The sequence below is a fragment of the Nocardia sp. NPDC001965 genome (assembly GCF_053594175.1).
The window spans coordinates 269399-282347 of record NZ_JBSFDZ010000004.1 but is presented as its reverse complement, the minus strand read 5'-3'; the positions used below and the strand labels follow the sequence as shown (position 1 = coordinate 282347).

The 12949-nt window shown below is 68.0% G+C and carries 11 protein-coding genes and 1 pseudogene; 8 read left to right on the top strand and 4 right to left on the bottom strand.

Annotated elements, in window-relative coordinates; translation table 11 throughout:
* Positions 1–115 precede the first annotated feature (115 nt).
* Together ACWCPQ_RS09665 and ACWCPQ_RS09660 are read left to right on the top strand one after the other, a co-directional pair.
* Complete coding sequence (locus tag ACWCPQ_RS09665) at positions 116–1618, top strand: SulP family inorganic anion transporter (RefSeq protein ID WP_449896643.1); 1503 nt, start codon at positions 116–118, stop codon at positions 1616–1618.
* A 1-nt stretch (position 1619) separates the two neighbouring features.
* Positions 1620–1772, top strand: a pseudogene (locus ACWCPQ_RS09660) (MerR family DNA-binding transcriptional regulator); the annotation flags it as partial.
* Positions 1773–1834: 62 nt separating this feature from the next.
* Here ACWCPQ_RS09660 and ACWCPQ_RS09655 read toward each other — a convergent pair.
* Together ACWCPQ_RS09655 and ACWCPQ_RS09650 are read right to left on the bottom strand one after the other, a co-directional pair.
* Positions 1835–2845: an alpha/beta fold hydrolase gene (locus ACWCPQ_RS09655; RefSeq protein ID WP_449896642.1), complete on the bottom strand. Its 1011-nt coding sequence runs from the start codon at positions 2843–2845 to the stop codon at positions 1835–1837.
* A 33-nt stretch (positions 2846–2878) separates the two neighbouring features.
* Positions 2879–3904 carry a LacI family DNA-binding transcriptional regulator gene (locus ACWCPQ_RS09650; protein WP_449896640.1) on the bottom strand — a complete coding sequence of 342 codons (1026 nt, stop codon included), beginning with the start codon at positions 3902–3904 and terminating at the stop codon, positions 2879–2881.
* Between the two features lie 163 nt (positions 3905–4067).
* Between ACWCPQ_RS09650 and ACWCPQ_RS09645 the strand changes: the two genes are divergently transcribed.
* Genes ACWCPQ_RS09645 through ACWCPQ_RS09635 form a run of 3 tightly spaced genes read left to right on the top strand, consistent with a single transcriptional unit; the run spans position 4068 to position 7547 of the window.
* Entirely contained in the window at positions 4068–4946 is an 879-nt protein-coding gene (locus ACWCPQ_RS09645) for a nitrilase family protein (RefSeq protein ID WP_449896638.1), read from the top strand.
* Complete coding sequence (locus tag ACWCPQ_RS09640; RefSeq protein WP_449896636.1) at positions 4943–6142, top strand: hypothetical protein; 1200 nt, start codon at positions 4943–4945, stop codon at positions 6140–6142. The genes ACWCPQ_RS09645 and ACWCPQ_RS09640 overlap by 4 nt, the downstream gene beginning before the upstream one ends.
* A 22-nt stretch (positions 6143–6164) precedes the next feature.
* Complete coding sequence (locus ACWCPQ_RS09635; protein WP_449896634.1) at positions 6165–7547, top strand: amidase; 1383 nt, start codon at positions 6165–6167, stop codon at positions 7545–7547.
* A 29-nt stretch (positions 7548–7576) separates the two neighbouring features.
* Here the strand turns inward: ACWCPQ_RS09635 and ACWCPQ_RS09630 are convergent, their stop codons facing one another.
* Positions 7577–8140 carry a TetR/AcrR family transcriptional regulator gene (locus ACWCPQ_RS09630; protein ID WP_449896632.1) on the bottom strand — a complete coding sequence of 188 codons (564 nt, stop codon included), beginning with the start codon at positions 8138–8140 and terminating at the stop codon, positions 7577–7579.
* 302 nt (positions 8141–8442) lie between these two features.
* Positions 8443–9147: a TetR/AcrR family transcriptional regulator gene (locus ACWCPQ_RS09625; RefSeq protein ID WP_449896631.1), complete on the bottom strand. Its 705-nt coding sequence runs from the start codon at positions 9145–9147 to the stop codon at positions 8443–8445.
* A gap of 141 nt (positions 9148–9288) precedes the next feature.
* On the opposite strand from ACWCPQ_RS09625, the gene ACWCPQ_RS09620 reads away from it, so the two are divergent.
* The 3 genes from ACWCPQ_RS09620 (at position 9289) to ACWCPQ_RS09610 (ending at position 12945) form a co-directional block, all read left to right on the top strand.
* Positions 9289–10380 (top strand): homogentisate 1,2-dioxygenase, encoded by a 1092-nt coding sequence (locus ACWCPQ_RS09620; RefSeq protein WP_449896629.1) that lies wholly within the window; start codon positions 9289–9291, stop codon positions 10378–10380.
* 88 nt (positions 10381–10468) lie between these two features.
* The gene (locus tag ACWCPQ_RS09615) at positions 10469–11653 is read left to right on the top strand and encodes a serine aminopeptidase domain-containing protein (RefSeq protein WP_449896627.1); all 1185 of its coding nucleotides are present in this window, start codon (positions 10469–10471) and stop codon (positions 11651–11653) included.
* Between the two features lie 80 nt (positions 11654–11733).
* A complete protein-coding gene (locus ACWCPQ_RS09610; RefSeq protein WP_449896625.1) occupies positions 11734–12945 on the top strand; it encodes a CaiB/BaiF CoA transferase family protein in 1212 nt (403 codons plus the stop codon).
* The last annotated feature ends 4 nt before the right edge of the window (positions 12946–12949 follow it).

Sequence of the window (12949 nt, the reverse complement as noted above, 5' to 3'; positions counted from 1 at the left end):
GTCCGGCGGACGTGGCCGGTTGCCGGTTCCCGGACCCCCGCATCCACCCGGCCTCTTCCGGTAATTCCCGCGGTGCACCACCGGCCCGCGCGCTCGGCGAACGGAGTCAGCCACAGTGTCGACGGCACACCCCACCGACCGTCCCGGAACGGTGTTCGCGGCACTGCGCAGCCCGAAACAGTTGCGCACCGAAGTACTGGCCGGGCTGGTGGTGGCGCTGGCGCTCATCCCGGAGGCGATCGCTTTCTCGGTGATCGCGGGGGTGGATCCGCGAGTCGGACTGTTCGCGTCTTTCACCATGGCCGTCACCATCGCCTTCACCGGTGGTCGCCGGGCCATGATCTCCGCGGCGACCGGTGCGGTCGCGTTCGTGGTCGCGCCGGTGGTACGTGACCACGGCCTGGACTATCTGCTCGCCACGGTGATCCTGGCGGGCGTACTCCAGATCGCCTTCGGCGCGACAGGAGTGGCGAAGCTGATGCGGTTCATCCCGCGCAGCGTGATGGTCGGCGTGGTCAACTCGCTCGCGATACTGGTCTTCCTCGCCCAGCTCCCCCAGCTGATCGGTGTCCCGTGGCTGGTGTATCCGCTGGTTGCCGCCGGAATCGCGATCATCGCGCTGCTCCCCAGGCTCACCGCGGCGATACCGGCACCGCTGGTGGCGGTGATCGTGCTCACCGCCGTCACAGTGGCATTCGGCCTGCACGTGCCCGATATCGGCGGGCAGGGTGAACTGCCGTCGGCGCTACCGATCCCGATGGTTCCGCACGTGCCGTTCGACATCGGAACATTGCGGATCATCGCGCCCTACGCCTTCGCGATGGCGGTGGTCGGACTGCTGGAATCGCTGATGACCGCCAAGCTCGTCGACGACATCACCGATACTCCGTCCGATAGGACGCGCGAGAGCTGGGGGCAGGGCGTCGCCAATATCGTCACCGGTTTCTTCGGCGGCCTCGGCGGTTGCGCGGTGATCGGGCAGACCGTGATGAACGTGAAGGTCTCCGGCGCCCGTACCCGTATCTCCACCTTCCTGGCCGGTATTTTCCTGTTGATCCTGGTGGTCGGTCTGGGTGGGCTGGTGGCACGGATCCCGATGGCGGCCCTGGTGGCGGTGATGATCATGGTGTCGATCACCGCGATGGATTGGCATTCACTCGCGCCCGCGACCCTGCGGCGGATGCCGATCGCCGAAACCGCGGTGATGCTGCTGACCGTCGGCGTCACCGTGGTTACCCACAACCTGGCCTACGGCGTGGTCACCGGTGTCGTGACGGCGATGGTCGCCTTCGCGCACCGGGTCGCGCATTTCACGGAGGTCGTCCCCGTGACCACCACGGATCACGACGACACCACTCGCGTATACAAGGTGCGCGGCGAACTGTTCTTCGCCTCCAGCAACGATCTCGTCCACCGATTCGACTACAGCGGCGATCCGCCCAATATCGTGCTCGATATGTCCGAAACCCATATCTGGGACGCCTCCACGGTGGCCACGCTGGACGCCGTCACCACCAAATACGCCGCCAAGGGCAAACGAGTGGAGATCCTGGGCCTGAATCCCGCCTCGGTCGCCCGTCATCAGCGGTTGTCGGGCCATCTGAACAGCGGTCACTGAGATGGGCGCCGACGGCCGTTATCTGCAGATCGGCCAGTTGGCAGCGCGAACCGAGCTGTCCCTCGAGACCATCCGGCATTACGACGAAGTCGGGCCGGTGCAGCCGTCCGCACGGTCGACGGGCGGGTTCCGGCTGTACACGGCCGCCGGCGTGGTGGGCGTACGACAGCGCCGAACGGCTGCGCCGCCAGCACCGGTCCGTTCGGTCGCTCCCGATCAGGCCGGGGTTTCCAGGAGCTGCCGCACCTGCTGCCCGATCACCTCGGCACCCGCCGGGTCGACGCCGCCACCCGCCTGGTGCCCCCACACGCTCCGGATGGTCAATGCCTTCCCGTTCGGGATATGAGCGGCCGCCGCTGCCTCGTCCTCCGGCGGGAAGTACAGGTCGGTATCGCAGGCCAGCGACACGAGCTGCGCCTCGATCGCAGCGAGCGCGCCGTGGAGATCGCCGCCGAACCGAGGGCTACGCGAGACATCCCCCGTCATCCACGTATCGAGCTGGCTGAGCACATCGCCCACATCGAGTCCGGCGAAATTCGCGATCCAGAATCCGTCGGTGGTCTCCTCCGGCGAGTCGAAACCGAGTGCGCGGTACTCCTCCTGGCGATGGAACGCCTGCGAGAAACCCCAGGCGGCGAATACTCGCGCGAAGGTGGCCAACGCGGCGTGGGACGGGATCGCCGGTACGCCCGCTTCGTTCGCCGGCGAGGTGAGGGCCGCGCGCAGGCTGTCGACAAAGATCCGGCCGTGTGCCGGTGTGCGCGGCGCGCCGCAGTACGGAAGGGCCCGCCGGACCATACCGGGGTGGTCGACAGCCCATTGATAGGTCTGCATGGCCGCCATCGAACAGCCGAGGACGAGCGCCAGTTCATCGATACCGAAATGCTCTGTGACGAGCCGGTACTGGGCTTCGACGTTGTCCCGCATGGTGATACTGGGGAATCGCGGGCCGTCGAAGGGCGCCGCGGTGTTCGACGGCGAGGAGGAGAGCCCGTTTCCGAAGGTGTTCGGAACGATCACGAAATAGTGGTCGGTATCGACGGGGCGGCCCGGACCGATCAACCATTCGTTGGATTCGTGGGTTCCCGCGAACCAGGTGGGGAACACGATCGCGTTGTCCCGGCCGGGAGCGAGTTCGCCGTAGGTCGCGTACGCGAGAACCGCCGCGGGGAGGACCGCGCCGTTCTCCAGCTCGAAATCGGGCAGGACGAAGTGCTGGACAGCCATGATCTGTTCCTCGTTGTTCGGTGATGAATGGATCTATCGGGGAGGACCGAAGTCCGACGATGACCGGACGACCAGTTCCGGGGGCAGGGCACGGCTGCGCGGGGTCTCCCCCGCGATTATCCGCGCCAGAGTGGTCACGGCCTCGCGGCCCATCGCGTGCATATCGGAATGCACCGAGCTCAGCGGGACCGCCAGGTGGCGGGCGATGGAGATATCGTTGAAGCCCACCACGGCGAGATCGGTACCCACGGTGCGCCCGTGTTGCCGGGCCGCCGACATGGCACCGATCGCCGCGAAATCGTTCACGGCGAATATCGCGGTGATCTCGGGCCGGATCCGCAGCAGCCGATCTGCTGCCTCGGCGCCGGACTCGGCGTCGAAACCGCAATGCGCCACCAGTTCTTCCGGGATCGGCGACCCGTATTCGGTGAATCCGTCCGCGAATCCGGCGCGCCGATCGTCGCCGGTGCTGGCATAGGGCGCGGCCGCGACCACGCCGACGGTGCGGTGCCCGCGAGACCACAGGTGTTCGGCTGCGAGCCGGCCGCCGAGGTGGTCGTCGCAGGTGATCGAGATATGTCCGGGTGCCCGGCGATTGACCAGTACATAGGGGATCCGGCGGCGGCGCAGCTCGCCGGCGACCGCGCCGTCGAGCCGGGAATCGCCCAGGATGATCCCGTCGACCCGGCGGGAGAGGGCCAGCTGCACCTTCTGCTCCTGGATCGCCGGATCGTCGAAAGTGTTGGTGACGAACGCGGAGAGCCCGATCTCGGTGGCGGCCTCGTCGATACCCTCATAGATGGTCGACAGGACCAGGTCCGACAGGCGTGGCACCAGCGCGGCGATCTGGTTGGTCCGCTTCGTGCGGAGCCCCGCACCCAGTGGGTTGGGCCGGTAGTCGACCTCTTTCGCATAGGCCCGGACTCGTTCGACGGTTTTCGACGAGGCCGCTTTCGCGCCGTCGGCGGCGGAGGCGTTCAGAATCCGCGACACCGTGGAGACATGCAACCCCAGATCGGCGGCGATCTGCTGCAGGGTCGCGGGGCGCTGGTTCGGCATCGGCAACGGGTCCTTCTCGAGTCTTGACAACATGTCGTGGATCACATTAGCGTTCCGAGGACCTCCAACCCAAACGTTTGTGTTTGCCTCGACAAGTTAACCCAAACGTTTGGTCAATGGCAATAGTCCGCCAGCAGTTTCGTCAGCCGAAAGAGTCGATGCCATGACAGTCAGTCCGGTGACCATCGCCGTAGTCCAGTCCGATCCCCAGGTCGGCCTCGAACATCGGGAGAAGAATCTCGCCGCGGGTCTCGCGGCCGCGGAAACGGCGGCAGCCGGCGGCGCGAATCTCATCGTGCTGCCCGAACTGTCCTCCTCTGGCTACTCCTTCACCGGTCGCGCCGAAGCGTTCGCACACGCCGAACCGGTCGACGGGCCGTTCATCGACGCCTGGATCGAATTCGCCGCCCGGCGCTCGGTGTACGTCGTGGTCGGCTTCGCCGAACTCGACGAAGTCCGGTTGTTCGACACCGCCGCGCTCATCGGCCCCACCGGCCTCATCGGCACCTATCGCAAAACCCACCTGTGGAACCAGGAGAAACTCTGGTTCACCCCCGGCGATCTGGGATTCCCCGTCTACGACACACCTATCGGCCGCATCGGAATGCTGATCTGCTGGGATATCTGGTTCCCCGAAGTGCCGCGCATCCTCGCCCAGCAGGGCGCCGACATCATCTGTTCCAGCAACAACTGGGTCTGGACACCGCCCCCGCTGTTCGACGAAGCGGGCCGGTGCATGGCCGACTACCTGACGATCACCGCCGCCCACACCAACAATGTGTTCATCGCCGCGGCCAACCGTGTCGGCCTCGACCGCGAAGCCCGGTTTCTCGGGTGCTCGATGATCGCCGGGACCAACGGCTGGCCCCTCGCGGAGATCGCGGGACCGGAGGAGACCACCATCGTCTCCGCGTCCGTCGATCTGATGGCCGCCCGCAGCGCGCCGATCTGGAACGACCTCAACGATCTGCACCGGGACCGTCGGACCGACCTCTACGATCCGATGCTGGGATACACCCGCGGCGAGAGCTTTCCGCGATGAAGGGCCCGGTGCCGGTACGCGCGCTGAGTGGTTCCCGGCACGGTGCCGCCCTGGGCGCGGCGGCCGTGGCCGCGCTGTCGGTATCGGTAGTGGCGGCACTTCCGGCCCTCGCCCGCACCGCGTCGGACGCCGAACTGCCGCGCTGGTTCGACGACGTCCTGTCCGGTGCCCGGAACATCGGTGGCGCTCTCCTGCGCGACCTCGCCGACCCGGTGTTCTACGGGACAGCGGCCGCCGGACTGCTCATGCTCGCCGGTGGCGCGTTCGCGCACGCCGTCCGCGACCGGGATGTCACCTGGAAAGGATTCGCCGTAGCCTGCGATTCCGGACTCTGGGTCTGGACGGTGTCGGCGGGGCTCCTCGCCCTCGTACTGAGCCATCTCGCGTGGGGCTGGACCCGGTCTGCGGACACCCCGTGGCAACCGCTGTTCGTGGCCTTCGTCTCGGTGACGCCCGCGGTCGTACTGATGTACGGGAAGGGCTGGCGGGTCGCGCTGACCGCCGCGGTCCTCGGTGCGGGGTGCACCGCACCGGCCGCGATCGCCGCCGCGACCTATATCTGCGCGCCCCTGGGTATTCCGCCCGTTGCCGGTTTCACCGCTGCGATGTCGGTCACCGCGTACGCCGCGTTCGCCCTGTGCCGCCGGCTGCCCTGGCTGGATGCACAGTCGGGTTCCTATTCGAATCCGACCGCACCGGACGCGACGGGCAGTCCCCCCGGACCACCGCGACCGCAGTCGGCGACCTGGATTCTGCGCCGGGTCCTCGCCGATTTCACCGAGGCACCGTTCTTCGGCAACGAATGGGCCGGGGCGGGACTGATCGCCGGAGGCATTCTCGCCTATCTCGCGATACAGCCCAGCGAGGGTCTTCCCGGGCTGTTTCCGCAGATCCTGGGCGCGCAGCTGGTCGCCGGTACGCTGTCGGTGATCATCTGGCGGCACCAGTGGCGGGTCCACGGGTGGTATCCGAGTTTCGTACCCATCGTCTCCGTGGCACCCGCCGCCGTTATCGCCTTCGCGGCAACGCCGGTCCCCACCGGGATCGCTGTACTACTCGGTGTGCTCGCCGGACCGCCGCTGGCCTTCCGTCTCGGCGAACTCGTCCCCCGCCATGTGCACCGATTCGTCGGATGCGTCGGCTCGATGGCGATCTGCACGGCCGCCATCGTCCCGGCCGTCGGCCTGTTCACCTGAACCGGAGAGGAACACCCACGCCATGAGTTCCGCGAATACCCCGCTGCGCGAGCCGAACACCCGCGCCCCCGCACTCTCCGTCCGCGATTCGGCCGCCGGGCTGCGCTCCGGTTCGATCACCTCGACCCAACTCGTCGAGCGGGCCCTCGCCCGGATCGACGCGGTGAACGCCGGGATCAACGCCTTCACCTACGTCGACCGGGCCGGAGCGCTCGACCGGGCAGCTGCCGCGGACCGGGAAATCGGCGCCCGCGGCCCGCGCGGACCGTTGCACGGAATCCCGATCGCGGTCAAAGACGTCATCGACGTCGCCGCCATGCCGACCGAATGCGGCTCGGCCCATCTGGCCGGGAATATCGCCGCCGCTTCGGCACCCGTCGTCGCACGACTCGAAGAACTCGGCGCCGTCGTCCTCGGAAAAACCGTCACCCACGAGTTCGCCTACGGGCCCACCGGAGATATCTCGGTCACCGGCCCCTCGCGCAACCCCACCGACCCCAGCCGGATGACGGGCGGCTCCAGCGGTGGCAGCGCGGCGGCGGTCGCGGCCGGGATCGTCGCCCTCGCGGTCGGCACCGATACCGGTGGATCGTGCCGCGTCCCGGCCGCCCTGTGCGGGATCACCGGTTACAAACCCCGGTACGGGCGGTACCCCACGCAAGGAGTGTTCCCACTGGCGCCCGGGCTCGACCACGTGGGATTCCTGTTGGCCGACCCCGCCGACATCCACATCTTGGACCGGGAACTCGGATCGGAACCGACGGTCGCACCCCCCGCGACCGGACCGATCACGGTCGGCTGGCTGGATCCGGCCGCCCTCGGTCCGGCCGACCCCGCACTGGTCGACCGCTGCCACTCGATCCTTTCCGAGCTGGCGGCGGCCGGGGCCGTTCGCCTCGTCGCGGCGCGGCTCCCGCAGCCGGGGCGACTCCGCGCGATATTCGAGACGATCCAGAGCTTCGAGGTGAGCGCGGTACACGAGACCATGATGAGAACCAGCCCCGAGCGCTATCAGCCCGACACACTGGACCGGCTCCGGAGCGCCCGGGACGTGACCCCGCAGGACTACGCGCGGGCGCTCGCCGCGCGCCCGGCAGCCGTCGCGGAAGTCGCCGAACTGTTCGACGGCGGGATCGATGTCCTCACTACGATCACCACCCCGATCACGGCGCCGGTTATCGGCGAGCGGCTTTCGCGGATCTCCGGTGACCTCGTCCCGACCAAGAAGGCGTTGCTGTCGATGACCGCAGTCTGGAATCTCGTCGGCGAGCCCGCGATCAGTGTCCCCGCGGGGTACATCGATGGGTTACCGATCGGAATGCAGCTGGTGACGCGGCACTCCCCGGGGCCGATGATCGAACTCGCATCGGCCGTTTCCCCGGCCGCGGCCGGGGACATCGGCTGAGCCGGCTCCGCGCTGGTCCGGGCGTGCCGTCAAGAACGCAGCAGGAAATCGACCAGAGCCGCCCGGTCGCCCGCAGCCGCCCGCCCGGTACGCGGCGAGTTCGACAGGTGCAGGGCGCCGATCCCCATCGCGAACAGCCACTCCGCGCGCCGGGTCGCGGTGTCCGGGTCGAAACCCCGGTCCAGGAACGCCTGGCGTACCGCACGGCGTGCCCGCCGATCCGACGCGCGCGTGCTCGCCGCCGCGCGGGAATCGGACCGGGCCCATTCCCGCATCGCACGTTCCAGGGTCCAGTGCCCCGGGCTGGCCAGCAGTGCCATCATCGCGATCAACCGCTCCCGCGGAGGCTCGGCACCCAGCGCGTCCATCCGGCGGTGTTCCCGGTCGCGCCAGCCGCCCCAGGAGGTCACCAACGCGTCCTTGAACGCGGAGATATCCGGAAAGTGATGATAGAAGCTACCTTTGGTCACGCCGAGCCGTCGGCACACCTCGTCCAATTTGAGCGCCCGGAAGCCCTCTTCGGCCAGAACGGTGTATCCGGCCTGTAACCAGTCGTCGACCGTCAGCTGAACGGCACCACGCGCCCGCGCCATCGCGCCAGCTTATCGCGGTGTGCCGGATCGGCAGGTATCGGCGCCCGCGACAGGAACCGGATCGATGCGACCGATCCCGATCGGCCCGGGCTCCGGTTCCCGGGCCGCCACGATCGGACTCGACAACAGTCACTGCCCGTTCCACTTCGGCCGCGTTCCCGAGTAACCCTGTCGGCAGGTGCGCAGGGCGGTCGGGCACCGAATTTCCCGCCGCGCGAGCCGCAGCGACGGCTCGCGATGCGGGCGGGCCCTCGACACGCGCCCGGCTCCGCTGTCGGCGGCTCGCGGTACCGACGGTGAAATCATCGGCTGCCGAGCCGGTCCGCACCCGAACGAGCGGCGCGGGCCTCGATCCCGGCGACGATGGTGTCGGCGACCAGGCGCGCGTGCCGGCGCACGGCCCGCTCGGACCGCGGATCGGCCGGAGCCATCCGGGTGGCCAGCGGAAGCAGTGCGAAGGGTGCGGTGGCGCCGTGAGCGATGAGAAAGTGCAGGGTGCGCAGATCGTTGCGGTTCAGGATCTGCTGCTGGATCAACGGTTTCAGCGGTTCGGCGAGCAGGACCAGCATCGGTTCGATGTGGCGGTCGTAGAGATAGGTCAGGCGGGGGCCCTCGATGGCCGATTCCATACTGATCAACCGGACCACATCGGGGTATTCGGCCTGGAGTACCAGGAAGCGGATGATCCCCGCCCGGAATTCCTCGAGCGGGGGTAGATCGTCGCGTTCGGGGCGGATCCTCAGCAGCGTCACCGCATTGGCGAAGATCCAGTCCACTACCGCGTACCACAGTGCTTCCTTGGTCCCGAACCGCTGATGGATCAGGTTGTGGCTCACCCCGAGTTCCCGGTTGACCGCCGCCACCGACGCCCCGGCGAATCCGTCGCGCGCGAAAACCCGCAGGGCGGCGGTCAGGATCTCGTCCGCGGACGCCGGTGAATCACCGGCGGGCGGCCGGCCCCGGCCTTTGCGCGGCCCCCGTGGTTCCGATGTGACCTCTGCGTCCATGAACCGGATTATATTGACAGCTATCAATTTCTCTGCGAGGGTGACAGCGATCACAAAGCTGCGCGGTGTGGCGGATCGCGGAGGGGCGGCCCCGGTCGCCGTCCATGGCCGTCGCGCGCCCGAGGAGGACGGGATACTGCTATGGAATCCTTTGTGCACCTTCGGAAAGGCGTGACGCCCGACCGGCTGCACGCCGATCTCGACGGCCTCAAGGACGATGAACTGGGTCGCGGCGGATTCACCGGGCGCACCGCCCAGCTCTACCGGCGCAACGAACCGATGGGGTTTCGCGCGCAGGGCCCGCTGGCCCCGGTCGACGTCCTCGCCGACGCGCTGGCACCCACCGATTCGACCGATCCGGCCGGATCGCCGCTGCTGCTGTTCTCCAATGCCGATTGCCGGATCCTGTTGAGCCGGCGCGCCCAGGAGATGCCCTTCTTCGCGCGCTATATCGACGGCGATCTGCTCTCGTTCGTGCACAAGGGAACCGGTCTGCTGGAGACCGAGTTCGGGCCGCTGCGCTACCGCGAGGGCGATTGGGTCTACATCCCGAAAGCGTGCACATTCCGCCAGGTGCCCGACAGTGAAACGACCTGGCTGATGATCGAGGCCACCGAGGAGTTCCGGGTACCCCCGGCGGGCCCACTGGGCCGGCACTTCCCCTTCGATCCCAGCCGGATAGTCGTGCCGGAACCGCAGGCCATGGACGACGACGGCCGCGACGAGTACGAGATCCGCCTGGTACACCGGGGCGGTCCGACTTCACTGTTCTACCGGCATCATCCGCTCGACGTGGTGGGCTGGCAGGGCGACAATTTCCCGTTCACGTTCAATATCGCCGACTACAACGTCGTTCTGTCCGATACCGTCCACCTACCCGCCACCGTGCACCTGTTCATGCAGGCCACCGGCGTGTACGTGATGAACTTCCTACCGAAACGGGCCGAATCGGCGCCGGGCACCGAAACCGTCCCGTGGTACCACCGCAACGCCGACTACGACGAGATCGCGTTCTTCCACGGCGGTGACATGTACGGCGTGCCGATGCCGCCGGGCCTGATCTCCCATGCGCCGCAAGGCGTTCACCACGGTGCGCCGGAGAAGATGCGCGAGCGCGCCCGCCGCAAACGCGAGGAGATCACCCGGATCGGCTGGACCACCATCGCAGTCGATACCCGCCGTCGGCTCATCCCCTCCCCCGAGGTCATGGCCGGCAACCTCGGCGCGCATTGAGGGTCCGGCACCGACACCGCCCGGACGCGGCGCAGCCGGGGCCGGCGGCCACCGTTCGGAAGCACGAAAAGCGAAGGCAGGCAGCACGATGTCCCACCATGTCGAACGCGTCCCGTACGTGGTCGCATACGCCAACACCTCCGGTACCCGGGACGCTTACGGTGGTCTCACCGAAATGGTCACTCTCGACTCGATCCTGGTGAAACCCAGGGATGTCCCGTCGGACACCGTGCTGGTCCTCATGCACCCCGTATCCAGCGGTACCTACCTGCCGATCGTCACCGCGCTCGCCCGGGCCGGGCATCACATCATCGTCTGCAACAGCCGCTACCGCGGCGCCGACGCGGCCCTGCTCATGGAGAAAGTGGTGCAGGACCTCGGGGAATGCGTCCGCGACGCCAAACAGCGGCTCGGGTACGGCAAGGTGGTACTGGCCGGTTGGAGCGGCGGCGGATCGCTCTCGGTGTACTACCAGCAGCAGGCGCAGCACCCGACCGTGACCGCGAGCCCGTCCGGTGACGGACCCGATCTCACCGAACTCGGGCTGATCCCGGCCGACGGCATCCTGCTGATGGCCGCCCATATCAGCCGCCATCACACCCTCACCGAATGCCTGGATCCGTCGATCCTGGACGAAGCGGATCCGGCCCGCCGCGACCCGGAACTCGACCTCTACCACCCGGACAACCCCGAACAGCCGCCCTACAGCGCCGAATTCGTGACGCGGTATCGGAAGGCACAACACGACCGCAATCGGCGGATCACCACCTGGGTGAAGGAGAAACTCGCGGCGATCCAGGCTTCGGACCGTCCGCAGGACGAGTTCTGTTTCGTCGTGCACGGCACCATGGCCGACCCCACCGTGCTGGATTCCACCCTGGACCCCAACGACCGCGAACCCGGTGAGTCGTATCTGGGCGAACCGCAGGAGGTCAACACCGGCGCGTTCGGCCTGGCCCGGTTCACCACCCTGCGCAGCTGGCTGTCGCAGTGGAGTATCGACGACGCCCGCGGCGACGCGGTGGCCTGCGGTCCGGATATCGCGGTGCCCACGCTGGTTCTCTACAACGCCGCCGACAATGTGTGCACGCCGTCGCACGCCCACCGAATCTACGAGGCACTGGGCTGCGCGGACAAGGAACTGCACGAGATCCCCGGCGCCAACCACTACTACCTGGGCCCGGACCAGCGTGAACCGCTGGCGAAGGCGATCGCGCTCGTCGACGACTGGCTACGCGCCCGCGGTCTGGGACCCGAACGACCGAACACCTGAACGGCCCGGTTCCGGTGCGCCGGGGCCGGGCTCGGCGCCCCCTCGATTCGATACCCGGCCGCCGGGGAGATAATGCCGCGATGGACTCCGCGACAACAGGTGCTCTCGACGGTATCCGGGTGCTCGAGATCGGCACATTGATCTCCGGCCCCTTCGCCGGCCGCCTGCTGGGTGATATGGGCGCCGAAGTGATCAAACTCGAACCCCCCGACGCCCCCGACCCGCTGCGTACCTGGGGTCAGGCCGAACTCGATGGCCATCATTTCTTCTGGACGGTGCACGCGCGCAACAAGAAAGCGGTCACCCTGAACCTGCGCGAGGACGCGGGCCGGGATCTGTTCCTGGAGCTCGCCGAGCGTTCCGACATCATCGTGGAGAACCTGCGGCCCGGCACGCTGGAGCGGTGGGGTCTCGGCTACGAGGTGCTGCGGGCGCGCAACCGCGGCATCATCCTGGTGCGGGTCTCCGGTTACGGGCAGACCGGGCCGGAAGCGGGTAAGGCCGGATACGCCTCGGTCGCCGAAGCGGCCAGCGGACTGCGCCATATGAACGGTTTTCCCGGCGGCCCGCCGCCCCGGCTCGCGCTCTCCCTCGGCGACAGCCTGGCCGGGATGTTCGCGGCCCAGGGCGCCTTGGCTGCGCTGTACCGGCGCACCGTGACCGGTGAGGGGCAGATCGTCGACGCGGCCCTCACCGAAGCCTGTCTCGCGGTCCAGGAATCCACCATCCCCGATTACGATATCGGCGGCGTGGTCCGCGGCCCGTCGGGAACCCGGCTGGAAGGTATCGCCCCGTCGAACATCTACCGGACCGCCGACGACAGCTGGGTGGTGATCGCGGCCAACCAGGACACGGTGTTCCGCCGGTTGTGCGCGGCGATGGACCGGCCGGAGCTGGCCGGCGACGAGCGATTCGCGAACCATACCGCCCGCGGCCGCAATCAGGACGAACTCGACGCGATCATCGGCGAGTGGGCGCGGCACCGGCAACCCGGGGAGATCATCGCCACCTTGAGCGAGGCCGGGGTGATCAGCGGGCCGATCAATACAGTCGCCGAGGTCGTCACCGATCCGCAGCTCAACGCCCGGGGCATGATCGCCGACCACTACGACGAACGGATCGGGCGGAAGGTGAAGGGCCCCGGCGTGATCCCGGTGCTCTCCGCTACGCCGGGGACCATCCGCAACGCCGGATCGGCTCGGCCGGGACAGCACAACGACGAGATCTACAGTGGATTGCTCGGGAAATCCGGGACCGAGGTGGCGGCGCTACGAACCCGGGGCATCATCTAGGCAG

Coding starts and splice junctions, on each gene's coding strand:
- ACWCPQ_RS09655 (WP_449896642.1), bottom strand. CDS start 2,845: ATGGCTGTCCAGCACTTCGTCCTGCCCGATTTCGAGCTGGAGAACGGC.
- ACWCPQ_RS09650 (WP_449896640.1), bottom strand. CDS start 3,904: ATGCCGAACCAGCGCCCCGCGACCCTGCAGCAGATCGCCGCCGATCTG.
- ACWCPQ_RS09645 (WP_449896638.1), top strand. CDS start 4,068: ATGACAGTCAGTCCGGTGACCATCGCCGTAGTCCAGTCCGATCCCCAG.
- ACWCPQ_RS09640 (WP_449896636.1), top strand. CDS start 4,943: ATGAAGGGCCCGGTGCCGGTACGCGCGCTGAGTGGTTCCCGGCACGGT.
- ACWCPQ_RS09635 (WP_449896634.1), top strand. CDS start 6,165: ATGAGTTCCGCGAATACCCCGCTGCGCGAGCCGAACACCCGCGCCCCC.
- ACWCPQ_RS09630 (WP_449896632.1), bottom strand. CDS start 8,140: ATGGCGCGGGCGCGTGGTGCCGTTCAGCTGACGGTCGACGACTGGTTA.
- ACWCPQ_RS09625 (WP_449896631.1), bottom strand. CDS start 9,147: ATGGACGCAGAGGTCACATCGGAACCACGGGGGCCGCGCAAAGGCCGG.
- ACWCPQ_RS09620 (WP_449896629.1), top strand. CDS start 9,289: ATGGAATCCTTTGTGCACCTTCGGAAAGGCGTGACGCCCGACCGGCTG.
- ACWCPQ_RS09615 (WP_449896627.1), top strand. CDS start 10,469: ATGTCCCACCATGTCGAACGCGTCCCGTACGTGGTCGCATACGCCAAC.
- ACWCPQ_RS09610 (WP_449896625.1), top strand. CDS start 11,734: ATGGACTCCGCGACAACAGGTGCTCTCGACGGTATCCGGGTGCTCGAG.